A 22,416-nucleotide genomic window follows, 5' to 3' on the forward strand; every position below is an offset into this window, starting at 1 on the left:
TAGAAAGCTGGGTTTTTCTTTAACTCAATATCAAACTGGCTACTATTGGACTAACAAATACGTAGAGAATACCGGTGACACCGATAGCCAAGCCACCCATGGCTCCTGCTACAGAACCATATCGAAAGGCCGTACCCGTTCCGACAGCATGACCTGTCCCTCCAAGGGAGAGTCCGACAGCCACTGGATCGTCAATCTTCAACCACTTCAAAAGGGTTGGTCCGATCACACTGGTCAAGATCCCAGTCGCTACTACGACGACCAAGGTCACAGTCGTCAAACCTTGCAATTTTTCTGTGATTCCCACTGCCATGGCAGTTGTCACTGACTTGGGAAAGAGAGAAATGGCTAGGAAAAAATCCATGCCAAAGATTTTCGCCACTATGGCAGTGAAGCTAGTGTTGACAACTACTGCTAGCAGACTACCAAAGAGAATACTCCGCGCATGGTGCTTCATCAAGTGAAAGCTCTTATAAAGCGGAATCCCTAGAGCCACTGTCGATGGGACTATCAAGTTGTTCAGATAAACCCCACCTTGGTAATAATCTTGATAAGAAATCCCCGTCGCCTTAAGGAAAATAATGATAAAAATAGCCGACAAAAGCAGGGGCGTTGTCAATGGATGGGGAAAACGTCTGTAAATCAGCATTCCCACTAGATAAGCTAGGATAGACAGAGCAATCCCAAACAAAGGATTGGATACAAATTCGCTCATTTGGCATCTCCTTTCTCATAATCTCCCTCAAATCGTCTCTTGATAAACTGAACCACTAGGGCAATGAGGATAATGTTGATGACCGCGGCAAAAAAGACAATCAAAACGATAGGCAATAGGTAAGGGGCAATCACATCAAACTTTTCCATGATTCCCACTGCTGGCGGCAAAAAGAGAATGGTCATATTGGCCAGCAAGAAATTTCCAACCATGTTGACATGTCTGGTCCTTAGCCACTTGAACTGTAAGGCTAGAAAGAGAATAATCAAACCGATAATACTGCCTGGGATGGGCAGATGAAAGAAACTAGAAATTCCCTCTCCGATAAGAGAAATCACAAAGAGAATCATTAATTGAACATATAATTTCATCCTAAACTCCACGAAATAGACTTCTTGCATACCAGTTTACTCTTTTTTCAGAAAATTTCAAGGAAATATCGCAATTCTTCTCTCTTGCAAGGATTAGTTAAAAGTAGTATAATCATTGCATGCGCAATCATCTTGTGTTGTAGAGACAGTCAGTAATGACTTTGTGATTTTACTTTGAAAAGAAAGGAGAAAGCAATGAGCTATTTGGAAAAGTGGTTTGATTTCAATCGTCGTCAGAAAGAAATTGAAGGTCTCTTGGAAGAGACCATTGCCCAGCAGAGTGACCAAAGTCTGACCTTGAAAGAGTTTTACCTGCTCTACTATCTGGACTTGGCCCAAGAAAAATCTCTACGCCAGATTGACCTGCCAGATAAACTTCATCTGAGCCCGAGCGCTGTTTCTCGGATGGTGGCTCGCTTGGAAGCCAAAAATTGCGGTCTACTTAGTCGCATGTGTTGTGATCAAGATAGACGTTCTAGCTTTATCTGCCTGACAAGTGATGGGCAAAAGACACTGGCCTCTCTAAAGAAGGCTGTCGAAGAAAGCTTGGAAACAGGTTTGGATTTCTTGATTTAAGATGATTTTAGAAAAAAGTTGCGTGCGCAATCATTTTTCTTGACATTCTCTTTTACAAGGAGTAAAATAAAGTCATCATTAAACAAAGGAGTTTTTAAAATGATTGAAATTACCTATCTAGATGCCAGCAAGAACGAAAGAACTATAACGTTCGAATCTTATGACGACTTTGATCGTTCACAACAAGCTTGCCTTATCGGCGTCGCAGACTACTACCCAGTCCAAAAATTAACTTACAACGGTCATGATTTGGACTATCATGGGACTTATGGAGATGTCTTCTTCTATCTCATGAAACAAGATTTAAGCCAATATAACTAAAAAAGGAGAAATACAATGGCAAAAGCAATTACAGATGCAACATTCGAACAAGAAACAAAAGACGGTTTGGTCTTAGTAGACTTCTGGGCAACTTGGTGTGGTCCATGTCGTATGCAAGGTCCAATCTTGGATAAATTGTCTGAAGAACTTTCAGAAGATGTCTTGAAAATCGTCAAAATGGACGTTGATGAAAATCCAAACACAGCTCGTGCCTTTGGAATCATGTCTATCCCAACCCTTCTCTTCAAAAAAGACGGCCAAGTGGTGAAACAAGTTGCTGGAGTACACACTGCAGAACAAATCAAAGCCATCGTTGCTGAATTGAGCTAATCAAATGAGAGACCAAGTACTTGATTTGGTCTCTTTTTTCTTGCCCTTTGCCATTTTTCAAAAAATATGCTAGACTGTAGGTAGAATATTACGATGTTTGGGACATGCCATCGCTAAAAAAAACCTCTAATTGGTATTTTTTAGCTCCCCTCAAGGGAGCTTTTTGCGTGCTCTGAACATTTCCCATTTTGGAAGGAGTACTATGAAACGTCAATCAGCCTTGGTCGTCTTTAGCGGCGGTCAAGATTCCACAACCTGCCTCTTTTGGGCTAAAGAACACTATGAAACAGTCGAAGCCGTCACCTTTGCCTACGGCCAACGCCATCATCTCGAAATTCAAGTTGCTAGAGAAATCGCTAAGGAACAAGGCATTCGTCATCACATCTTAGATATGTCTCTGCTGGGACAAATCACTGAAAATGCCCTGACCTCTGATCTGGAGATCGAGCAAAAAGAGGGAGAGATTCCCAATACCTTTGTTGACGGCCGCAACCACCTCTTTCTTTCCTTTGCGGCAGTTCTTGCCAAGCAACGAGGCATTAAAGATATCGTGACAGGTGTCTGCGAGACAGATTTCTCAGGCTACCCTGATTGTCGGGATGTCTTTGTCAAATCCCTCAATGTTACTCTCAACCTTGCCATGGATTACGACTTTGTTATCCAAACACCTCTCATGTGGCTAGACAAGGCTGAAACTTGGGAGTTAGCCGACCAACTTGGTGCCTTTGACTACGTTCGTGAGAAGACCTTGACCTGCTACAATGGGATTATCGGTAGTGGCTGCGGAGATTGCCCAGCCTGCCATCTACGTCAGCATGGACTAGATGTTTATCTTTCACAGAAAGGAGAGGGCTAATGTTTTTTGCACCCAAAGAAATCAAACAAGAAACTGGCGAGTCTCTGGTCTACAATCCTCACAGAACCTTGGTATCAAAAGAATTTACCTTTGATGCTGCCCACCACCTCTTTCACTATGAGGGAAAATGCAAGTCCCTGCACGGCCACACTTATCATTTACAAATCGCTGTCAGTGGATTTTTAGATGAACGGGGCATGACCTACGATTTCGGAGATATCAAAGCCATCTACAAGAACTACTTAGAGCCCCATTTGGATCATCGCTATCTCAATGAAACTCTGCCTTATATGAACACGACTGCTGAAAATATGGTTTACTGGATTTTCCAAACCATGAGTCAAGAGTTGCCTGACGAGCGCGGTCTCCGTTTGGAATATGTTCGTCTCTATGAAACTCCGACTGCATTTGCAGAGTTTAGACGGGAGTGGTTAGATGACTAGGGAACGTGTCCTCAAACTACCTGTTCTGGAAATTTTTGGGCCAACCTTTCAAGGCGAAGGCCGTGCTATCGGGCAGAAAACCATGTTTGTCCGAACTGCTGGTTGCGACTACCATTGCGACTGGTGCGACTCTGCCTTTACTTGGGATGGTTCTGAGAAGCCTACTCGCATGACAGCTGACGAGGTTATTGCTGCCTTGGATAAATTAGGAACCTACGACTATGTAACCCTATCTGGCGGAAATCCCGCAATCTTAGCAGCTAACATGGCTCAACTCGTCACCAAGCTCAAAGAACGTGGTGTCACTCTGGCAGTTGAGACTCAAGGTTCTCGCTGGCAAAATTGGTTAAAAGATATCGACCAAGTCACTCTGAGTCCTAAACCTCCTTCATCAAAGATGGAAGTCAACTTTGAGACCTTGGACTTTATCGTTTCCCAACTAGATCCAGACAAGGTCACCTTTAAAATCCCTGTATTTGACGATAACGATTTGGCCTTTGCCAAAGGGATTCAAGAGCGCTACCAACCAGATGTCCTCTTCTTATCAGCTGGAAATCCTGAGCCCAAGGCTACAGGTAATATTGTCCAAGACCAACTGGACCGTCTCAAAGAACTCTGGGAACGCGTCGCTACTGACGATAGCTGGGGCAATGTCCGCGTCCTTCCTCAACTCCATACTCTCCTCTACGACAACCAACGTGGTGTTTAAGATTAGAAAGAAAAAATCATGTCACAACAAGAAGAAATGAAAAACCTTAGCCTTCTCGGCAACAAAGAAACCAACTACATTTTTGACTATCAACCAGAAGTCCTCGAATCCTTTGACAATCGTCATGTGGAAAATGACTATTTTATCAAATTCAACTGTCCTGAATTTACCTCGCTTTGTCCTATTACGGCTCAGCCAGATTTTGCGACGATTTATATTTCCTACATTCCTGACAAGCTCTGTGTCGAGTCAAAATCCCTCAAACTCTACCTCTTTAGCTATCGAAATCATGGGGATTTTCACGAAAACTGTATCAACACCATAGGGAAAGACTTGGTCAACTTGCTAGACCCTCGCTATTTAGAGGTATGGGGAAAATTCACTCCGCGCGGTGGCATTTCAATCGACCCTTACTACAACTACGGTAGACCTGGAACTAAGTATGAAGGATTGGCAGAACAACGCCTCTTTCAACACGACCTTTATCCAGAGAAAATTGACAACCGTTAAACAGATACGAAAAAGCCCTGTTCCTCAAACTGAGGAGCAAGGCTTTTTGAATTTCAATTATTCTTCTGTTCCAAGAAAGTTTTTCGCAACAAGGGCTGCAAGAACGCCACCAACGATTGGCGCAAGGATGAAAATCCATACTTGTTGAAGGGCTGCGCCACCTACCAAAACAGCAGGTGCCAAGCTACGAGCTGGGTTAACTGAAAGTCCAGTAATGTTCAAGCCCACAAGGATCAAGGCTGTCAATGACAAACCAATCACCAAACCAGCGATTGCGCCATTGCCTTTGCTTGCTGATGTTACAGTCATGATAACTAGGACAAACAAGAAAGTTGCGATGACTTCAAACAAGAATCCACCAAAGACAGTGACACCTTTTGCCAAGGCATTTTCACCAAGACTAGCAGTTGACATGCCTGAGTTAGACAAGAGGAAGAATACTGCAGCTGACGCAAGGAAAGCTCCAACTACTTGTCCAAGGATGTAGTTTACAAGTTCTGAAGATGACAAACGTTTGTTTACAAACATAGCAATCGAAACGGCTGGGTTCAAATGAGCACCTGAAACAGTTCCGATTGAGAAAGCTGCAACCACGATTGCCAAACCAAAGGCAAAAGCAATTCCAAGGTGTCCAAGGCCATTAAGACCATTTCCAAAAACAACAGCTCCTGTTCCGATGAACACAAGCATAAATGTACCGATTAATTCAGCAACAAATTTTTTCATGATAAGTCTCCTTTTTTTCAAACTATGTATTAGTCTATCAAAAGAAGGAAAGGGTTTCAAGAAAATTGACTGGAAAGTTTTTGTAGAAAGCCCATTAGAATTCTAAAAAAGACTACTACAAGAGAAAATAATAAAACTCTTTTTCTGCTTATCCTTCAAGAATGTCAGAAGCTTTCAAATACTTGCTTAAAAGAATACATCCCTCAATCATACCTTTTCTAGTAATTCATGCAAAAGAATGAAGAGAATGGTATAATTGATACTATACAATAAATGTTCTTGGCAAAGGAGACTACCATGAGAAAAAAGTTTAGAGTTTATTTTCTAACCACTGCTACAATTTTAGCATTTGGCCTCGTCGGCTGTTCATCTAAACCATCAACCACTGCTACAAGCAATACAGAAGCTACTACAAATACAGAGACAAGAACCTACCATAAGAAAGATGTAACTGGTCCTGCTGCTTCATTTGACTGGAATGCCAAAGTTGAACCTACCAACTATGAGAGAACCTTTGTTGAAACAAACAGTGGCAGTCAATTTAATAAAACTTTAGATCGCACGAAAGAGGCGGCTGAGAATCTTGAAAAAAAGAAAAAGGAAATTTCGGATCCTAAGGTTCAAACAGCCCTCAAATTAGTGGATGCCGTCTTTGTCAATCAAGAAAATCTTGACCTAGTTGTGAAATCAGCGGGTGCTAGCAATCAAGAAGAGTTATTTGATAAGATTTGGAACGAATATTTAGTCCCTGAGTTAACTAAAATCCGTCCGAATTTTTCAAATGATACCGTCTTTGAATATAAAGGAGAAAAATATCCTCTCAAAATTTATGCACCTATGTTTTTCAAGGTCAACACCAATGCATTAGGAAAAGCAGGTGCCTATACTCTTGAGGACTATAAGGTAGAAGGCGACCTGGTTTATTTGAAATTTATGTCCCCAGCTGTAGATACTTACCAATACGAAGTCAAAGCATCCTATCACACAGACAATCTCGAATTCTTTCAAGGACTGGTGGAAGAACAACAAAAGGTTCTTGAAACAGACTATGGCAAAGCTCTAAATATTCGATTTGTTTATCAATTAGCGGCGCTTGATTTTAAAGCGAACAACTACGTAGACTTAGAGGGAATGGATTATCTTGATCGTAACACCCATTACCTTGCCATAAAAGTGGATAATAATGGTGAAGCTAGCCTTGATAATGAAAATCTCGCCAACCTTTTACAAATTAGCATGAAGGCTTCAAATGAAGCCAATAAAGGAAAATTTGAATAAATCTTCAATGCATGAAAAAATCACCTCAAACAGGTGATTTTTGTGTATTCATCTTATCGATAAACCGTCTTAAATCCGACACTGGATACCCTTACTCTCCCAACTCTGCACTGTAGGCGATAATCTGGTCAACCGTGTCTGACAAGAACTGGATGGTATCACGGAGTGGTTTGTCCGTTGAGATATCGGCTCCGATAATCATGGCTGACTCAAGCGGTGTCTTGCTACCGCCAGATTTAAGGAGATTGAGCCAGTCTTCAGCTCCAGTTTCTGAATGTTTCAGATGAAGGTAACCCGCAGTCGAGATGACAAGTCCGGCTGAGTAGGTGTAGCTATACAAGCCCATGTAGTAGTGGGCCTGGCGCATCCAAGTCAAAGAAGCATCGTCGTCAATTTCAATAGCATCTCCCCAGAAATCCGTCAAGACTTCCTTCATAATGCTGTTAAGTTTGCTTGCTCCGAAGGTTTCTCCTTCTTCAATCAATGTATAAACCTTACGCTGGAAGGCTGCTTCCAAGAGGTGGGTGATGAAATTATGGAAGTAGGTATCTGTTAAGCGGTGGGCAAGGGCAAAGCGTTTTTGACGTGGGTCATCAGACTGGTGCTCCAAGTAATCACTGAGAAGCAATTCATTGAAGGTTGATGGCGCTTCGACATAGTAGGTTGACATGTGGGCATTGAAGTAGCTTTGGTGATTGTCTGAAAAGATAAATTGACCAGAATGTCCGATTTCATGAATCAAGGTATAGACATCACTCAAACGACCAGTCCAGCTCATGAGGACATAAGGGTGCACGCGATACGGATCCGCCGCATAACCACCAGAATCCTTGCCACTATTAGCAGCGAAGTCTACCCAGCGCTCTTCTTGATAGCGAGCAACTTCCTGACAATATTCTTGCCCCAAAGGTTCTACTGACTTCATGACCAAATCATAGGCGTCGTCAATAGTCACTTCAGGATTAAGAGCACTATCCAAGTCCAATTTCCAGTCTGCAAAGGTCATCTTTTCAAGACCATTGATCTTGGCAACATGCTTGAGGTACCTCTGAGCAACTGGCGCAAATTCTTGCATGATGAGGTCAATCTGGCGGTCAAACATGGCACGGTCAACTTCTTGCTCAGCCAGAAGATAGTCAAAAACTGAGTCATAGCCCTTCATATCTGCCAACAATTTCTCAGACTTGACTTGGGCTAAATAGGCTGCCGCAGCCGTATTTTGGTGCTTACGGAGTCCCTCTGAAAAAGAACGGAAAGATTTCTCACGAACCTCAGCGTCCTCGTGGTTTTGGTAGAAATTTTCATAGGTAACAAAGCTATTTTTGTAGGTCTTGCCATGGGCTTCAAAGTCAGCCATTTCAAAGTCCCCAGCTCGCATTTTGGTGTATATGTCCTGTGGACTGTAGAAGATTTCACCGAGATTGGTCAAAGCTTTCTCCACATCAGCCCCTAGATAGTGGGCTTTTTTGATTTTAGCCTGACGAATGGCTGCCGTCAAGTGAGGTAATTCACCCAAACGGTCCAAGACTTCCTCATCAGCTTCCACCAAGGCATCGTCAAAAAAGGTCAAGGCTACACTGGCATCTGTTTCAAATTCCATCCCAGCTTGGGCAATATTAGCAAAATCTTCATTGCTATAGTCTGTCGTCTGAGGCATAAAGGCGTAATTACCGATATGGCTCATCTGGATATAAATTTGCTCCAATTCCGCAAAGGCCTTCTCGAAATCCTCAAAAGTGTGAAGATTGCCCTTGTAGTCACGGCTAAATTGGTTGATGTCTTCGCGCGTTTTCTCGATTGCACGCAAGAAATCCTCACGGTCTTGGTATAGGGCTGTTAAGTCCCAAAGTTCCTTTTCTGGAAATTCTGAACGGTGTTTTTGTTCCATTTTCTTCCTCTTATTTCTCTAATTCTACTAAAACACTAAGGGCTGATAAGGCATAAAGCGGTGCTGTTTCCGCTCGCAAAATGCGAGGACCAAGACCTGCCAAGACTGCTCCTTTAGCTTCAAAACTTTCAATTTCTGCAGGTGAAAGACCGCCTTCTGGGCCAAAGATAAAGAGCAATTTGGCTCCTTTTTCAAGACCAGTGACTGCTTGTAAGAGCGCAGTAGCTTCTCCTTCTTTTGCTGATTCTTCATAGGCTACTATGATAGAGTCAAACTGATCCAGCTGGGCTAGAAAATCTGCTTTTTTCTCGAAAAGCTGAATACTTGGGACGATATTACGCTTGCTTTGTTCTGCTGCTCCAAGGGCAATTTTTTCTAGTTTTTCAATCTTTTTACCCAATTTCTTGCCATCCCACTTGGCAACCGACCAATCGGCAGGAAAGCCCCAGATTTGGCTAGCTCCTAGTTCCGTCACTTTTTGAGTGATAAACTCCAGCTTGTCTCCCTTGGGAAAGCCTGATGCGATGGTGACTTGAACGGGCAGTTCCACATTGTCAGTTAATTCTTGGACCAATTCAAACTGACATGCTTCCACATCCAGCACGCGCGCCAAGCGCTTGATGCCATCATCAAAGACTAAGGTCACCTCATCCTCTTCTTTCAGCCGCATGACCTGAAACATATGCTTGATGGTTTCCTTGTCCTCGATAGTTACAGGAGAGATTGCACTGCCTTTGACAAAATACTGCTGCATGCTAGCCTCCAATCACACCAGAAATATCCTTGGTCTTCTTAAAGACACAGGCATTCCATTCCCCTTGAATCATGTGGGTTTCAAGGAAAAATCCAGCTGACTCAGCTGACTCGCGCACCATGTCCCACTTGTCCTTGATAATCCCACTCATGATCAGGTAGCCTTCGTTCTTGACCAAACGATAAGCATCATCTGTCAGATGAATGAGAATATCCGCCAAGATATTGGCCACAATGACATCTGCTTCAATCTCCACACCCTTGAGCAAATCTCCAGTAGCAACATGGATGTTTTCCATGCCAGGGTTGAGCTCGATATTTTCCTGAGCGACACGAACCGCCACATCATCCAGGTCATAGGCGAAGATTTCCTTGGCACCCAGAAGCGAGCTGGCAATAGAAAGAACACCTGAACCAGTTCCTACATCAAGCACAGTTTCGCCGCCACGAAGAACCTGCTCCAAGGCGAAAAGGCTCATCTTGGTCGTTGGATGCGTTCCAGTCCCAAAAGCCATGCCTGGATCCAGCTTGATAATCTTTTCTCCAGCAGCCGCCTCGTAGTCCGTCCAGGACGGCACAATGGTCAAGTTGTGAGTGATGCGAGCTGGCTCATAGTATTTCTTCCAGTTGTCTGCCCAGTCTTCCTCAGCCAAGGCAGTCGTGCCCATCTTGACCTCTCCTAGATCCATAAAATCAGTTAATTCTGCCAGGCGAGCCTGCAAATCTGCCTCAACCACTGCTACATCAACCGTATCAGGATAGTAGGCGGTCACTACGATTTCTTCATGTTGCTCGACCTCTGGGAAAATCTCACCAAAACGGTCGACATTCCCCACATAGTCCATGCTGTCTTCAATCGCAACACCTTGCGCCCCCAGCTCAATCAAGAGATTGGAGACCAGCTCCTCTCCCTCACGCTTCACTGTAACTTTTAACTCTTGCCATGTTTCCATTTTGAATCTTCCTTATTTTTCTTGAATTCCTCAATCACATCTGTGTAGTGTTCTTTCATTGCGCTATGAATCTGCTGTTTAAAAATACCAAACGTAAGATAATAAACAAATAGAACAATTCCTTCAAACAGTATCAGAAACAAAAAATATTCTGAAAATGAAAGTGTTTGATTATTCTCACCTTGTAAAGACAGAACATACAGCAGCCCCCAGATAACAGCCATAGAAATCCCAGCTACTTTCATACCACTCTCTCTCTGCTTCTTTAACTTTAAATATTCCAAATAGATGAATGTAGCTTCTTCTCTAGAATATTGTCCTGTTTTTAGTTTGCGTTTAACTTCCTTGTTTAACGTCGTTGTTGCAATTGCAAAAATCATTTTACTTCCTCCATATAATCCTTCACTCTATCCTGCAACTGGGGCACAACCTTATCTGAGCCAAGAAACTCCTCAACGCTCATCAGTCTATATCCCTGCCCTTCATCACCAAAGACAATCTTGTCAAACTGTTCCTTAGTCAACTTTCCCACTAGAAAAACGGATTTCTTCCCCTCAAAAAGCATACTTGGGTACACCTTGCTCCAAAGCAGACAATCCTCAGTCAGCTTAATTCCCAGTTCTTCATAAACTTCACGCGCCGCGCACTCAAAAGGACTTTCATCACCCTCTCGTCCGCCACCTGGCAATTCCCACATATTGGGCCAAGGGATAGTCGTTTTATCATCGCGTAGTATGGTTAAAATCCTATCACCACAAAATAAGGCAATTTTGCAACCTGTAAAATCAGAAATTTCTATTTCCATATCAGACTCCTTCGGATAATTCTTTCTCCAACTCTGCTAACCAGTTTTCATAATAACGTTTCTCATCCCGCACCAAACGGCTAGTCACCATGTTTTTTCTAGCAATTTTTATAGCCTTGTCAGTCTGATCCCTATCTTTCTTTACCAGAAATTGATACCATGCTTGCATTATCTGCGTATCTGCCATTTTTAGAGATAAGAAGGACTTGACTCCTCGATTGCTTGCATATTCCTCTGCTTTCTCATGATCCCTTTCAAGCAAGGCAATTTGAAGAAGGTATAATTGGGAAAGAGTTTGAGACATCGGATTGTCTGTTTTATCTAATAAAAACTGAAAGTGTTTCTTGGCAGTCTCTATCTGACCATCGAATATGAAAACTAGTCCCTGGAAAATCTGAATGCTTTCTGCAAAACTCCCTCTCACATCCTCAGCAATAGGCATGATAAAGTCTTTCAAATCATATTCTTGAGGAGCTAGCAAGGTCTGAGCAGAATGCCTCAACACCGAGTAGGCGTATTTCGTATTTCCAGGATGTTGTAGCAATTCCCAGATTTTCGCTCCATCGGTAATCCCAACTGGCTTAGCATTGATGAGAAGAAAAGATAGATTTAGACAAATCCAAGTAGCTGCAAAATACCAGTTAGCTGTCAAAATTCCATACAATAGCGCCAATAAAATCAAGCCAAGATGAACCATCAAGCCTCCTGAAAGCATCAGGATGATTCTTTGATCGCTTTCATCTTCTTTTAATCCAATATACTGAGCGCCAACATTTTTCAGAACAGCTGTTCGACTAAGATGAAACTTGCCTGACTTTTTGGTCAAAAGAAAATTTCCTAATCCAAAAGCCACCAGGCGATAGCCTGTCAGGTAACCGCAAAATGCATGACCTAGCTCATGAAGGATAAATATCAGATAAATGCTGAGAAAAGTAAATAGATAGCCTGGAACAAAGACTAACGAGAAACCTAGCTCTTTAAAGGCAATCGTCCCAAAAACAAATCCCAGCATCAAAAAAACAAAGGACATACCAGAAATAAAAGACAAGCCTATTTTCTTCATATACTTTCTCCCCTAGTCTCTAATATCTCGGATAAGGATAAAATTCTCCTTCTTCCAAGCCGACTTTTCCTTCTTCAAAGACTTCTTGGTTCCATTCCATGACAAATTCTTCTGCTTCTGGGTCTTCCAAAAAGTCCATGAGGGCATCCAGCCCAACCTCGGCAGTATCTTTCAGGAAAAGGGCAAAATAAGCTAAAAACTCGCGAGAAAATCCTTTTTTAGGCAGATAAGGAATGACAGCCAAATAATCTTCTGCATTAACTGTTGACTTAGCAGGATTGTAAAAAAGCACTGCTTCTTCAAAGAGAATATCATCCGAAGAAACCTCTCCGTCTTCATCCACCATCTCCACACCTGTAGCGTTTTGCGCTTCCAAGAGAAAACTCACTTCAACCGCGTGGTTGCGCTTGTCCCAGCTAATCTCATAGTCAAAAGGAAAGTTCTTGTCCAATTCTTCCTCTAAAACATCTAAAAATCCGTATGTTGCCATTTTGTCCTCTTTCTATGCGACTCTTTAATCGCCCCGATTGCTCGGAAATATGCTAAAATAGATACTACCATCTTACCACATATACATCAGAAAATCCATGTTAGAAAGGACTGCTATGCCAGACAATCTCGCACTTCGCATGCGCCCAAAAACCATCGACCAGGTCATCGGTCAGAAGCATCTAGTCGGATCAGGAAAAATCATCCGCCGCATGGTGGAGGCCAACCGCCTGTCCTCCATGATTCTCTACGGACCTCCGGGTATCGGAAAGACCAGTATCGCCTCTGCCATCGCTGGAACGACCAAGTATGCCTTTCGGACCTTCAATGCGACTGTTGATAGTAAAAAGCGACTGCAAGAAATCGCTGAAGAGGCTAAATTCTCAGGTGGCCTTGTACTGCTACTAGACGAGATTCATCGTCTTGACAAGACTAAGCAAGACTTTCTTCTACCACTCTTAGAAAGTGGTCTGGTCATCATGATTGGTGCTACGACTGAAAATCCCTTCTTTTCTGTCACTCCTGCCATCCGTAGCCGTGTTCAAATTTTTGAGTTGGAACCTCTGTCTAACCAAGACGTCAAAGAGGCTCTTCAGATAGCTCTAACTGACCCTGAGCGTGGTTTTGATTTTCCAGTTGAGCTAGATGAGGATGCGCTGGATTTCATCGCAACTTCTACAAACGGAGATCTTCGCTCTGCCTTCAACTCACTTGACTTGGCTGTTCTTTCTACTCCCGAAAATGACAAGGGCATCCGTCATATCACTCTTGATATCATGGAAAACAGCCTGCAGAGGAGTTACATTACCATGGATAAGGATGGGGACGGTCACTACGATGTCCTTTCAGCACTGCAAAAGTCCATCCGTGGCTCGGATGTCGATGCCAGTCTCCACTATGCTGCCCGCTTGATTGAGGCTGGGGATCTTCCTAGTCTCGCTCGTCGCTTGACCGTTATCGCTTATGAAGATATCGGTTTGGCCAATCCTGAAGCTCAGATCCATACTGTAACTGCTCTAGATGCTGCTCAAAAGATTGGCTTCCCAGAAGCTCGCATTCTCATTGCCAATGTCGTGATTGATTTGGCCCTCTCTCCAAAATCCAACTCAGCCTATGTGGCCATGGACAAGGCCCTTGCTGATCTCAAAACATCAGGGCATTTGCCTATCCCTCGACACCTGCGCGATGGCCACTACAGTGGAAGCAAGGAACTAGGGAATGCGCAAAACTATCTCTATCCGCACAACTATCCTGGACACTGGGTCAAACAAGATTACTTGCCAGAAAAAATTCGAGATCATCACTACTTCTCTCCAGAAGATACTGGCAAGTACGAACGGGCCTTGGCGCAACGCAAGGAAACCATTGATAAATTACGGGACTTGTGAAATCCTTTTCAAAAAAATAAATTTTCCTCTTGATTTTTTTTGAAAAAGTGGTATCATATAAACATAGAAACGCTGTGGTGTACGACTTCACACTTAAGTGTTGACCGACTATTTTTTGTATTATTAGGGAAACAAAAGTCTTCTAACAGCATGTAGGCCGTCTCACACGGAAACAGCTTCAGTTAGAGCGAGTTGCCCACCTGCTTAATTGCGCGGGTTCAATACAAACCGTGAAGTTTCGGCACCAATACAGCTTTTTTCTTTGCCTCCTTAGCTCAGCTGGCAGAGCAGCGGACTCTTAATCCGTGGGTCACAGGTTCGATCCCTGTAGGGGGCATCTAAATACAACAGGAAAAGCCTTGATAACCAAGGCTTTTTTGCTTATCTATAACTGATTTGCCTCATCATTTGCCCCACTTTTAAATCTATCTTTTCTTTTTGAACCAAATTACATCTTAACAAATAGTGTAAAGCCAGTTACTTTTGCTTTGATGCCATACAATATTTTCATGTAGAGAAGACAAATTTTATCTTCTCTTTTTATTTTCAAAATAATAAAAACTGATTTTCTTTTCATAAATCAGACTGAAACTTCCAAATTTTCCATTTTGTTTATTGACATTTCCTCTAAAAAGGTGTATAATATTATTATTATCAAACTATACTATACTATATAGGGGGTATTGAAATGAAATTTTCTAATCGTTTACTGCTATTCCTTGCAGGAGTTGTTTTTGTCCTTTTAGGACTTTTCCTATTTACAAACCCAGTAGCTAATCTTGTTGCTTACAGCTGGTGGATTGCATTTGGTTTACTGGTTTCTTCTATAGCAGCTATTTTAGGCTATTTCTCTGTACCAAAAGAGCTTCGCTCACCAGCTCATCTTTTCCAAGGGATTGTTAATCTTCTCTTAGCTCTTTACCTCGTTGCCTATGGCTTTGTGACGCTGCCAGTTGTCATTCCAACTATTTTAGGAATTTGGTTAATTGTAGAAGCCATTATAGCTTTCTTTAAAGGCAATCGTCTGGGATTGATTTTCCCTATTATTGGCAACCATATCATGTGGATAGCGTTGCTTGCATTTTTACTAGGTCTAGTGATTTTGTTCAATCCAGTAGCTACAAGTGTCTTTGTCGTTTATGTCGTTGCCTTTGCATTTTTAATTGTTGGTTTCACCTATATCCTTGATGCCTTTCGTAAATAATCTAGCTGTCATTTTGGGCATATTAAAATAGCTGGGAAGTTACATTCTCAGCTTTTTCTGTTGCCTCCTTAGCTCAGTTGGTAGAGCAGTAGACTCTTAAGCTATGGGGCGCAGGTTCGAGCCCTGCAGGGGGCACATCTAAATCAACAGAAATAAGCCTTGAAACCAAGGCTTTTTTTAACGTCTAATAGCTTTTTGTAGAAAAGTATTTAAAAATAAAAGAGAAGAGAATCTCTCACTCTCTTCTCAGTATATCTTATTAAATTTAGTTTTTCTTAATCTACCTGATTTTCCTTTGCAACGACAAATTCTTTAACCAGTCGATAGATAACAGCAAATACGGGGGTAAAGAATATCATTCCAAGTAGTCCGAAAAGATTCCCTCCGATACTAGCAGCCGCAAGCGTGAAAAGGGCTGGTAAGCCAATAGATTGACCTACAACTCTAGGATAAATAAGGTTTCCTTCAATCAGCTGTATAACTTGATATAGAAGAAGAGAAAGTAAGGCTTGAGTAGGACTCACTGTGAAGATAAAAATCGCTCCCACAACACAAGCAATCATAGGCCCTACATAAGGAATGAACGATAGCACTCCTGCAAAGATACCTGTCATTACTCCATAGGGTATCCCAAACACGCTGTAACCAACCGCTATCATAACTCCTATGATAACTGCTTCAATCAGCTGACTCATCAAAAATTGGTCATAAGTCTCTAGTGCTACTTGTCCAATGTAAGTCAACTTTATCACCACCTTCTCTGGAAGAAAAACTTTTAGAAGTCGACTCGTCATCGCTGCCAAATGTTCCTTACTGGATAAAAATAAAAAGGTGAAGACTATAATCAAAAAGGCATTCATCAAACTTGAAAAAATATTGCCGATATTACTAGTCAGACCTGATAAAAAACCTATCAAAGCTTGGCTAATAGAATTAGATTGTCCCTGTATGCCTGATACGATAGTTGACAACATGTCTTTGGTTACAAATTCCGAGCTGCCTAGCAATTTCCCAAGTTGAGTAAGGACTGTTGAAAGGACTGTTCCCAGCTGACTAATAGTCTGGGCTAGGGTTGGCAGCACCAAAACCAAAAGAGCAATCACGATTAAGATAAGAGCTAGGAAAACAAGTACCATGGCAATCGGACGACGCAACTCTGCCTTTACCTTCAATTTAACTAAGTACTGTTCAATTTTTTTCATAGGAACATTAAGCACAAAAGCAATAACAGCACCATAAATCAAGGTTGATATTACATCAAAGAGAGAGATTGCTCCTGATATAAAGCTCGATGCATTCAGAATTACAAGAGCAACCAGCCCTATAAAAAGTATTAACGGGGTGTATTTTTTTACTAAGTTCATAAATTCTCCTTAATAAACATGTTTAGATACGACTATACTATTTGGTTTTTCAAACTCTCGATTAAGGTAGGCTTGGTAAGTTCCTGGAGCGATAAATCCTTTGGGTGAGAGGATATCGGTGCCAGCCTGACCGACTATGGTATCAGCCAAGAGCACACAGTTTGTAGATAAGACAAAGTAGGATTTAAACTTAGATTTGATAAATTTATAAAGTTCCCCATCTGTCTCATGTCTGATTTTATAAGCGTAGGTGTAGTCTTCCTTACCATCACCTGTCATGATTTTATCTGCACTTGGCTCCCATGGAATCGTCAGTTGTTTCAATTCAGCCAACTTTTTCTGAACTGCTTTTTCCATTTCAGGCGTCAAATCTATCCCATAACCAAAAAGCGTTTTTTGACTCTCACGTTTACATAGATCAATGTACTTATCGCGGTCACAGAAATATAAGACACCATCTCCTACCATACCAAATAAGGTCTCAGATGACGGATCATAGTTGCCATAAGAAATAACACGGCCCTGATAGCAGATATCCACATGACCAATAGCTGAAAACAGGGAGGTCTCAGCTGTATGAACAAAAATTTCTAGCTCTGCTGTCTTACCAGACTTCACTATTCCAAGATGGATATCTTCTTCCTCATCAGCATTTTCCAGCATAAATTTGTTAACTTTTGCTAAAGTTCTTGCAGGGATGAGAGCGGCTAGGACAATAGGTAAGCTAATTCTAATACGACGTTTGAGATGGTTTTTCCCAATTTCCCCTTCAAATAAGAAACCGTCACGGATATTGGACAGACCATAAAGGAAAAAATAAGCCCCTAAAACAAAGAGTTGAAAGACAGAATTTCCCGTAGAGGACAAAAGACTAGCTCCACCAAGAAAAACTAGTAGAATACCATCTAGTAAGAGACGAAAACGAGGTCGAATATTATTTTTACGGTAGAGAACATAGGTGACAAGATTAATCGTGGCCCCAAAAATCTGATAAACTCCAATCACAAGAGCCAGAACATAAATCGGTATATCAGTCGCAAGATTAGAACCTAGCAAATATCCCAGCACTAACAATTTAACCAGTGCAACTCCCAAGGTATCCGTTGACTGGCTTTTTTTGAAAACTCTTAATAGCAAATCTACGACCGTTGCTATCCAAGCTAAAAACAGAACCAGGCGAATAACTGTTACTGGCAACCAAGTCCCCGTGACCATCAAGATGAGACCTAGCAGAACAAACAAGAACCCCTGAGCAAGTAATTTCTTACCTGTCAGACCTAAAGATAGAATTTTCGCCATATAAAAACCTTTCAACAATAAAAATTAAACACTACGATTAAACTGACTAGTAAATAGCCAACACTACAAACAGCCTGTGCCAGCAACATATGGTGACTAGAAATGACTGTAGTAATGTCACCATCTTGTCTTATGCACTTCTAAAATTTGTTATATTGATTAGAAACCAGAGCTTATAAAAACTAGCTAAACTCGAGAGATAGACACAATTGCGACGAAAAAATGTATAACCAATTCAACTTGTTAAGGTAAGAAAGCATTATTTCCAATCTATTAATTATTCATCTATTGCCTATTATGACACAATATTCCCTATAGTTCAACTTTTTACTTGTTTTTATATTACACGGACTAAAAAGTTTTCAACAGTTGATTGCATTTGTTTTAATAAGTTTTAACCTTTCTTGGTTAGATAAAAAAAGAACCATACAGTTTAGAATCTGTATGGTTTTTGCCCCACTTTTGTCCCATTTTTAAATCATGACATTGAAAATACCTAAAATCACTTATATTTCAATATTTTTAATTGCTCTCAATATGAAAGTCCTTTCCAAATCCCTGTAGGGGGCATCTAAATCAACAGGAAAAAGCCTTGATTTACAAGGCTTTTTTGCTTGTCTATAACTGATTTGCCCCACTTTTGTCCCATTTTTAAATCATGACATTGAAAATACCTAAAATCACTTATATTTCAATATTTTTAATTGCTCTCAATATGAAAGTCCTTTCCAAATCCCTGTAGGGGGCATCTAAATACAACAGGAAAAAGCCTTGATTTACAAGGCTTTTTTGTGTATCTGTTCTACTTTTGGTCAACTAATGGATATCAACGGTATAATTTTATGAACACCCTTCTGAACTGCACCCCAAAAGTTAGACAGAAAAAACCTAACTTTTGTGGCGCAGTTCATTCGCGCCACATGAAATTATTTAAGCATATCCTTCTCTTTCATTATCATTTTCTGTTATAATAAATTGTACTTCTAAAATAGAAAGGTCTTAAGATGACAACTCTTATTAAACATAAACGTGTAGAATTTTCAGAACTTTTTTATGACTTAGTTTTTGTTTTTGCAATTTCAAAAGTAACTACTTTAATTGAGCATCTTCATAACGGTATTTTGACTTGGAATTCTTTCCTTGATTTTTTCATGGCTGTTTTGGTTCTCACTGATTCATGGATGATTCAAACCGTTTATACCAATCGCTATGGAAAGAACTCTTTATTTAACATGGTAATCATGTTTATCAAAATGGGACTTTTACTCTTTATAGCCAATATGATGGGACCTGATTGGCAACAATATTTTCATTATCTTTGTTGGGCTGTTGGTACATTAACCTTTACCTTATTTTTACAATATTTGGTTGAATTTTTTAGAAAATCAACCGATAATGTTGAACGGGAAAGTATCAAAGGTTTTCTATGGATAACAGGTCTAGGAAGTTTAGGAGTCTATCTAGCAGCTCTTCTTCCTATTTACGTTGGAGTCTCTGTCTTATTTGCTAGTATTCTGCTAACATTTATTATGCCAATTATCTTGCTTAGTAAAGATAAGCATTACCAGGTAAATCTCCCCCATTTAATCGAGCGCATCTCCCTTCTTGTCATTATTACGTTTGGAGAGATGATTATGGAGCTAGCTAACTTCTTTACAATCGAGAATTTCTCGATTTATTCGGTTCTTTATTTCATTATTATGCTTTCTCTGTTCTTGTTTTATTTTGGTCAATTCGACCATGCTATTGATGAAAAATCTAATCAAAAGGGGCTATTTCTAATTTACAGTCACTATCCTATTTTCATTGGGCTTATGATGATGACTGTATCGATGAGTTTTCTTCTGAATCCTGAAGCTAATCGTCTCTTTGCAACCAGCTTCTCTTATATCGGATTTGGCCTCTTTCAAGCTGCTGTCCTAGTAAATGGGCCCTATAACAAACACTATCTTCGCTATTCGAAAAGTTACTACTGTGTCCAAGCGACACTCTATCTGGCTGCCTTGATTCTCTCTTTAATCTTTGCTTCTAATCCTATAATAGTAGTGAGTATAACAACCATTTTAGCTCTAGCTATAGCCATTCATTTTATTTATTTTTATATGACACAGAATAAAAAATATTCCAAATCTAACTGGGGGTTCTTTTAATGAGTTTATAACATAAAAAAGCTTTGGGAACCAAGGCTTTTTGTTGTTCTGAACTAAAAAATGACAGGATTGTTAGGATATTCTGAGTTTAGTATAGATAAAATTCTTTCCTTATAAAACAAAAAACGCTATCTAGCGTTTTTTGTTATTCTTAGTTACTCATCCAATCGAATAAACATCATTGCGTTAAGCAAAGAGATGAGAGCGACTGTATTGACATTATTGGAATAGATCAGTCTCTTATTTTCAATAGGAGGAATAATAAAATTAGAAATAATGATGTCGTATGGTGATTCTTTTAGAGACTCAAGTGATAACTCTAATTCACTCCAAACTTCCAGTTCAAAATTGTTACTACAATAGTAAGAAAGTGTCTCAGCTACTGATTTTGCATGATACTGATCAAAATTACTCATGACCAAAACCTTTAATTTCGGTTGATTTTGTAAAAGGTTTAACACTAAGTGTTTGCTATGAGTGATAAAAGTATAAGACAAATGATTGACCTTCATTGAATTACGATCCATATCCAAAGTCTTTAGATAATGTTCAATCCCTTCCTTCACCTCTGAAACAAAGCGAGGGAAAATATTTTGAAAGTTCTTGATTGTATTGCCTTTTTGATCAAATAAGATAAACTCTGTCGATAATTCCTGGCGATGCAGATGTGCTGTATTGTGCAGATGCCAAATCAGATTGTCCTTATTGTCTACTTGAAGATTATACTCTCTTGATACCTGATCTACTAGATCTCCCAATAACTGATACGATTTTTTTACATAGCTGTCTGTTTTTGCATGGTTCAGAAATACTTCTTCATCTATGAAAAACATTTTTTGAAAATAGGATACAAACAGTTGACTTATCACTTCTTTATTCAGAGAAATCTGATATTCAGAATCAAAGCTGGCTACAATGTCTTCAATTTCTTCTGCCTGCATAAACGATTCCAACAATTGATTGTTAAAAGAGTCTCTCTCAACTTCCATGAAATGACCAAACTTTATGCGATATAAATTTGTAACCAGAAGTAATTTTAACATTCTATGAGTTGATAAATTCATCGGGAAAGAAGTTGCTTTATAGACTAATTCCAATAATTGAGACAAGGTTTCTTGAGAAAAATCTTCAAATGGCCATTCAAGGAAATAGTATTTCTCTGAAAAATATTGGGCAAAAAAGTAACGGATATCGATTTCATTTCCAGTGATTCGAACTGGATTAAGGTTAATTTCAAAACGATATTGCTTCTTAATAATTTTATTAATATGACTGATGATACGGTAAAGAGAGGAAGAACTGATATAAAACTCTTTGCAAATATTCTCTTTATCACATCCTTCATTGAAGAAGACAAATTCTAATATTGAAAAGTGAGTTGAATGCTTAAAAAAATGATGATAGATCATTTCAATATCACTATCGTCAGTATTTATGATACGGATACCATTTGTCGAGGAATGAAATAGCAAGTCAGGAAAAGAAGATCTGACATGGGATAAGTCATCTTTTACAGAACGTTCTGCACAGTGCAATAATTCTGCTAGTTCTGAAATATGAAACCAGCGTTTGTTTTCAAATAGTAATTCTAATAATTCTAATTGTCTGTGACTTTTTTTCGATAATAAATCTCTCATGAATAGCTTTTCTCTCTTTATAATAAACTAAACGATTGCCTATCAATCTTCATGCAATTATACCATATAGAGTGCATTTATCCTCTTACAACGACTTTTGCTTGTCATCAAAAGACTAGTCTAATCCCTTAGAAACCCAGTAGCATCAAGATTTTCTTATTTATTTGTACCTGTGGTGTGTTTTTATAATACGTAATTTAAGACAAATTATTACCCTTCCATATTTAAATATTATATAATTAATTAAATCAAAGAAATTGATTTTCTGAAATTGATTTTCTGAAATTGATTCTTTGATTTAGAAATAGAAAAGGAGGATACACTATGTTGTGGTCCATTATTGTAGGAGGTCTTATTGGTCTCGCCGCTGGTGCAATCACTAAAAAAGGTGGTTCAATGGGATTGATTGCAAATATCTTTGCAGGTCTTATCGGTTCGTCTGTAGGGCAATCACTTCTAGGAAGCTGGGGACCTTCATTGGCTGGAATGGCTATTATTCCGTCAATCGTAGGTGCAGTGATTGTTGTTGCAGTCGTTTCATTTCTATTTGGTAAAAAATAAGCATTACCTAATAGAACATTAAAAGTG

25 protein-coding genes and 2 tRNA genes are annotated in these 22,416 nt (G+C 40.1%); 14 read left to right on the forward strand and 13 right to left on the reverse strand.

Annotated elements, in window-relative coordinates:
* Positions 1–19: 19 nt before the first annotated feature.
* On the reverse strand, positions 20–715 hold the full coding sequence (locus AXF18_RS00820; protein WP_001288935.1) for an LrgB family protein: 696 nt from the start codon (positions 713–715) through the stop codon (positions 20–22).
* Positions 712–1,086 carry a CidA/LrgA family protein gene (locus AXF18_RS00825; protein WP_000781325.1) on the reverse strand — a complete coding sequence of 125 codons (375 nt, stop codon included), beginning with the start codon at positions 1,084–1,086 and terminating at the stop codon, positions 712–714. The genes AXF18_RS00820 and AXF18_RS00825 overlap by 4 nt, the downstream gene beginning before the upstream one ends.
* Before the next feature lie 195 nt (positions 1,087–1,281).
* Between AXF18_RS00825 and AXF18_RS00830 the strand changes: the two genes are divergently transcribed.
* The 7 genes from AXF18_RS00830 (at position 1,282) to queF (ending at position 4,831) form a co-directional block, all read left to right on the forward strand.
* Positions 1,282–1,662: a MarR family transcriptional regulator gene (locus AXF18_RS00830; protein ID WP_049520425.1), complete on the forward strand. Its 381-nt coding sequence runs from the start codon at positions 1,282–1,284 to the stop codon at positions 1,660–1,662.
* Between the two features lie 99 nt (positions 1,663–1,761).
* Entirely contained in the window at positions 1,762–1,983 is a 222-nt protein-coding gene (locus tag AXF18_RS00835; RefSeq protein WP_049520424.1) for a DUF4649 family protein, read from the forward strand.
* A 15-nt stretch (positions 1,984–1,998) separates the two neighbouring features.
* On the forward strand, positions 1,999–2,313 hold the full coding sequence (gene trxA, locus AXF18_RS00840; RefSeq protein WP_001029581.1) for a thioredoxin: 315 nt from the start codon (positions 1,999–2,001) through the stop codon (positions 2,311–2,313).
* 202 nt (positions 2,314–2,515) lie between these two features.
* Positions 2,516–3,169, forward strand: a complete 654-nt coding sequence (gene queC / locus AXF18_RS00845; protein WP_049520423.1) for a 7-cyano-7-deazaguanine synthase QueC — start codon at positions 2,516–2,518, stop codon at positions 3,167–3,169.
* Complete coding sequence (queD, locus tag AXF18_RS00850; protein WP_000464575.1) at positions 3,169–3,612, forward strand: 6-carboxytetrahydropterin synthase QueD; 444 nt, start codon at positions 3,169–3,171, stop codon at positions 3,610–3,612. Before queC ends, queD begins: the two co-directional genes overlap by 1 nt.
* Positions 3,605–4,321, forward strand: a complete 717-nt coding sequence (gene queE, locus AXF18_RS00855; RefSeq protein WP_000196471.1) for a 7-carboxy-7-deazaguanine synthase QueE — start codon at positions 3,605–3,607, stop codon at positions 4,319–4,321. Before queD ends, queE begins: the two co-directional genes overlap by 8 nt.
* An 18-nt stretch (positions 4,322–4,339) precedes the next feature.
* Positions 4,340–4,831 (forward strand): preQ(1) synthase, encoded by a 492-nt coding sequence (gene queF / locus AXF18_RS00860; protein WP_000082582.1) that lies wholly within the window; start codon positions 4,340–4,342, stop codon positions 4,829–4,831.
* Between the two features lie 57 nt (positions 4,832–4,888).
* Here queF and AXF18_RS00865 read toward each other — a convergent pair whose 3' ends face one another.
* A complete protein-coding gene (locus tag AXF18_RS00865; protein WP_000714821.1) occupies positions 4,889–5,557 on the reverse strand; it encodes an MIP/aquaporin family protein in 669 nt (222 codons plus the stop codon).
* 297 nt (positions 5,558–5,854) lie between these two features.
* Between AXF18_RS00865 and AXF18_RS00870 the strand changes: the two genes are divergently transcribed.
* Positions 5,855–6,835, forward strand: coding sequence for a hypothetical protein (locus AXF18_RS00870; protein WP_049520422.1), 981 nt, complete (start codon positions 5,855–5,857; stop codon positions 6,833–6,835).
* 91 nt (positions 6,836–6,926) lie between these two features.
* Here AXF18_RS00870 and pepF read toward each other — a convergent pair whose 3' ends face one another.
* Genes pepF through AXF18_RS00905 form a run of 7 tightly spaced genes read right to left on the reverse strand, consistent with a single transcriptional unit; the run spans position 6,927 to position 12,787 of the window.
* Positions 6,927–8,723 carry an oligoendopeptidase F gene (gene pepF, locus AXF18_RS00875; protein WP_065371349.1) on the reverse strand — a complete coding sequence of 599 codons (1,797 nt, stop codon included), beginning with the start codon at positions 8,721–8,723 and terminating at the stop codon, positions 6,927–6,929.
* 10 nt (positions 8,724–8,733) lie between these two features.
* Positions 8,734–9,477, reverse strand: coding sequence for a 16S rRNA (uracil(1498)-N(3))-methyltransferase (locus tag AXF18_RS00880; protein WP_065371350.1), 744 nt, complete (start codon positions 9,475–9,477; stop codon positions 8,734–8,736).
* A 1-nt stretch (position 9,478) separates the two neighbouring features.
* Positions 9,479–10,429: a 50S ribosomal protein L11 methyltransferase gene (gene prmA / locus AXF18_RS00885; RefSeq protein ID WP_045592519.1), complete on the reverse strand. Its 951-nt coding sequence runs from the start codon at positions 10,427–10,429 to the stop codon at positions 9,479–9,481.
* Entirely contained in the window at positions 10,408–10,809 is a 402-nt protein-coding gene (locus tag AXF18_RS00890; protein ID WP_045592520.1) for a hypothetical protein, read from the reverse strand. Before AXF18_RS00890 ends, prmA begins: the two co-directional genes overlap by 22 nt.
* Complete coding sequence (locus AXF18_RS00895; RefSeq protein WP_065371351.1) at positions 10,806–11,234, reverse strand: NUDIX hydrolase; 429 nt, start codon at positions 11,232–11,234, stop codon at positions 10,806–10,808. Before AXF18_RS00895 ends, AXF18_RS00890 begins: the two co-directional genes overlap by 4 nt.
* A 1-nt stretch (position 11,235) precedes the next feature.
* Positions 11,236–12,297 carry a site-2 protease family protein gene (locus AXF18_RS00900; protein ID WP_038804953.1) on the reverse strand — a complete coding sequence of 354 codons (1,062 nt, stop codon included), beginning with the start codon at positions 12,295–12,297 and terminating at the stop codon, positions 11,236–11,238.
* Between the two features lie 19 nt (positions 12,298–12,316).
* A complete protein-coding gene (locus tag AXF18_RS00905) occupies positions 12,317–12,787 on the reverse strand; it encodes a DUF3013 family protein (protein ID WP_038804952.1) in 471 nt (156 codons plus the stop codon).
* 115 nt (positions 12,788–12,902) lie between these two features.
* On the opposite strand from AXF18_RS00905, the gene AXF18_RS00910 reads away from it, so the two are divergent.
* From AXF18_RS00910 to AXF18_RS00925, 4 genes are all read left to right on the forward strand, one after another.
* Entirely contained in the window at positions 12,903–14,174 is a 1,272-nt protein-coding gene (locus tag AXF18_RS00910) for a replication-associated recombination protein A (RefSeq protein ID WP_044020351.1), read from the forward strand.
* Positions 14,175–14,438: 264 nt separating this feature from the next.
* Positions 14,439–14,511, forward strand: a tRNA-Lys gene (locus tag AXF18_RS00915).
* Between the two features lie 351 nt (positions 14,512–14,862).
* On the forward strand, positions 14,863–15,378 hold the full coding sequence (locus AXF18_RS00920) for a DUF308 domain-containing protein (protein WP_000672739.1): 516 nt from the start codon (positions 14,863–14,865) through the stop codon (positions 15,376–15,378).
* 62 nt (positions 15,379–15,440) lie between these two features.
* Positions 15,441–15,513 (forward strand) — tRNA-Lys (locus AXF18_RS00925).
* A 140-nt stretch (positions 15,514–15,653) separates the two neighbouring features.
* On the opposite strand, the gene AXF18_RS00930 is transcribed toward AXF18_RS00925, so the two are convergent.
* Together AXF18_RS00930 and AXF18_RS00935 are read right to left on the reverse strand one after the other, a co-directional pair.
* The gene (locus AXF18_RS00930) at positions 15,654–16,742 is read right to left on the reverse strand and encodes an AI-2E family transporter (protein WP_001055015.1); all 1,089 of its coding nucleotides are present in this window, start codon (positions 16,740–16,742) and stop codon (positions 15,654–15,656) included.
* 9 nt (positions 16,743–16,751) lie between these two features.
* Complete coding sequence (locus AXF18_RS00935; RefSeq protein ID WP_001062785.1) at positions 16,752–18,041, reverse strand: membrane protein; 1,290 nt, start codon at positions 18,039–18,041, stop codon at positions 16,752–16,754.
* 1,004 nt (positions 18,042–19,045) lie between these two features.
* Here AXF18_RS00935 and AXF18_RS00940 point away from each other — a divergent pair.
* Positions 19,046–20,191, forward strand: a complete 1,146-nt coding sequence (locus AXF18_RS00940) for a low temperature requirement protein A (protein WP_000209257.1) — start codon at positions 19,046–19,048, stop codon at positions 20,189–20,191.
* 155 nt (positions 20,192–20,346) lie between these two features.
* Here AXF18_RS00940 and AXF18_RS00945 read toward each other — a convergent pair whose 3' ends face one another.
* The gene (locus AXF18_RS00945) at positions 20,347–21,828 is read right to left on the reverse strand and encodes a M protein trans-acting positive regulator PRD domain-containing protein (protein ID WP_065371352.1); all 1,482 of its coding nucleotides are present in this window, start codon (positions 21,826–21,828) and stop codon (positions 20,347–20,349) included.
* A gap of 324 nt (positions 21,829–22,152) precedes the next feature.
* Between AXF18_RS00945 and AXF18_RS00950 the strand changes: the two genes are divergently transcribed.
* The gene (locus tag AXF18_RS00950; RefSeq protein ID WP_033630119.1) at positions 22,153–22,389 is read left to right on the forward strand and encodes a GlsB/YeaQ/YmgE family stress response membrane protein; all 237 of its coding nucleotides are present in this window, start codon (positions 22,153–22,155) and stop codon (positions 22,387–22,389) included.
* Positions 22,390–22,416: the final 27 nt, after the last annotated feature.

The organism is Streptococcus sp. oral taxon 064 (genome assembly GCF_001683375.1).
In the GTDB taxonomy this organism is placed as follows: domain Bacteria; phylum Bacillota; class Bacilli; order Lactobacillales; family Streptococcaceae; genus Streptococcus; species Streptococcus oralis_S.

Excerpts from the sequence above, each read along its gene's own strand:
- AXF18_RS00820 (WP_001288935.1), bottom strand. The coding sequence starts at position 715 with ATGAGCGAATTTGTATCCAATCCTTTGTTTGGGATTGCTCTGTCTATC.
- AXF18_RS00825 (WP_000781325.1), bottom strand. The coding sequence starts at position 1,086 with ATGAAATTATATGTTCAATTAATGATTCTCTTTGTGATTTCTCTTATC.
- AXF18_RS00830 (WP_049520425.1), top strand. The coding sequence starts at position 1,282 with ATGAGCTATTTGGAAAAGTGGTTTGATTTCAATCGTCGTCAGAAAGAA.
- AXF18_RS00835 (WP_049520424.1), top strand. The coding sequence starts at position 1,762 with ATGATTGAAATTACCTATCTAGATGCCAGCAAGAACGAAAGAACTATA.
- trxA (WP_001029581.1), top strand. The coding sequence starts at position 1,999 with ATGGCAAAAGCAATTACAGATGCAACATTCGAACAAGAAACAAAAGAC.
- queC (WP_049520423.1), top strand. The coding sequence starts at position 2,516 with ATGAAACGTCAATCAGCCTTGGTCGTCTTTAGCGGCGGTCAAGATTCC.
- queD (WP_000464575.1), top strand. The coding sequence starts at position 3,169 with ATGTTTTTTGCACCCAAAGAAATCAAACAAGAAACTGGCGAGTCTCTG.
- queE (WP_000196471.1), top strand. The coding sequence starts at position 3,605 with ATGACTAGGGAACGTGTCCTCAAACTACCTGTTCTGGAAATTTTTGGG.
- queF (WP_000082582.1), top strand. The coding sequence starts at position 4,340 with ATGTCACAACAAGAAGAAATGAAAAACCTTAGCCTTCTCGGCAACAAA.
- AXF18_RS00865 (WP_000714821.1), bottom strand. The coding sequence starts at position 5,557 with ATGAAAAAATTTGTTGCTGAATTAATCGGTACATTTATGCTTGTGTTC.
- AXF18_RS00870 (WP_049520422.1), top strand. The coding sequence starts at position 5,855 with ATGAGAAAAAAGTTTAGAGTTTATTTTCTAACCACTGCTACAATTTTA.
- pepF (WP_065371349.1), bottom strand. The coding sequence starts at position 8,723 with ATGGAACAAAAACACCGTTCAGAATTTCCAGAAAAGGAACTTTGGGAC.
- AXF18_RS00880 (WP_065371350.1), bottom strand. The coding sequence starts at position 9,477 with ATGCAGCAGTATTTTGTCAAAGGCAGTGCAATCTCTCCTGTAACTATC.
- prmA (WP_045592519.1), bottom strand. The coding sequence starts at position 10,429 with ATGGAAACATGGCAAGAGTTAAAAGTTACAGTGAAGCGTGAGGGAGAG.
- AXF18_RS00890 (WP_045592520.1), bottom strand. The coding sequence starts at position 10,809 with ATGATTTTTGCAATTGCAACAACGACGTTAAACAAGGAAGTTAAACGC.
- AXF18_RS00895 (WP_065371351.1), bottom strand. The coding sequence starts at position 11,234 with ATGGAAATAGAAATTTCTGATTTTACAGGTTGCAAAATTGCCTTATTT.
- AXF18_RS00900 (WP_038804953.1), bottom strand. The coding sequence starts at position 12,297 with ATGAAGAAAATAGGCTTGTCTTTTATTTCTGGTATGTCCTTTGTTTTT.
- AXF18_RS00905 (WP_038804952.1), bottom strand. The coding sequence starts at position 12,787 with ATGGCAACATACGGATTTTTAGATGTTTTAGAGGAAGAATTGGACAAG.
- AXF18_RS00910 (WP_044020351.1), top strand. The coding sequence starts at position 12,903 with ATGCCAGACAATCTCGCACTTCGCATGCGCCCAAAAACCATCGACCAG.
- AXF18_RS00920 (WP_000672739.1), top strand. The coding sequence starts at position 14,863 with ATGAAATTTTCTAATCGTTTACTGCTATTCCTTGCAGGAGTTGTTTTT.
- AXF18_RS00930 (WP_001055015.1), bottom strand. The coding sequence starts at position 16,742 with ATGAACTTAGTAAAAAAATACACCCCGTTAATACTTTTTATAGGGCTG.
- AXF18_RS00935 (WP_001062785.1), bottom strand. The coding sequence starts at position 18,041 with ATGGCGAAAATTCTATCTTTAGGTCTGACAGGTAAGAAATTACTTGCT.
- AXF18_RS00940 (WP_000209257.1), top strand. The coding sequence starts at position 19,046 with ATGACAACTCTTATTAAACATAAACGTGTAGAATTTTCAGAACTTTTT.
- AXF18_RS00945 (WP_065371352.1), bottom strand. The coding sequence starts at position 21,828 with ATGAGAGATTTATTATCGAAAAAAAGTCACAGACAATTAGAATTATTA.
- AXF18_RS00950 (WP_033630119.1), top strand. The coding sequence starts at position 22,153 with ATGTTGTGGTCCATTATTGTAGGAGGTCTTATTGGTCTCGCCGCTGGT.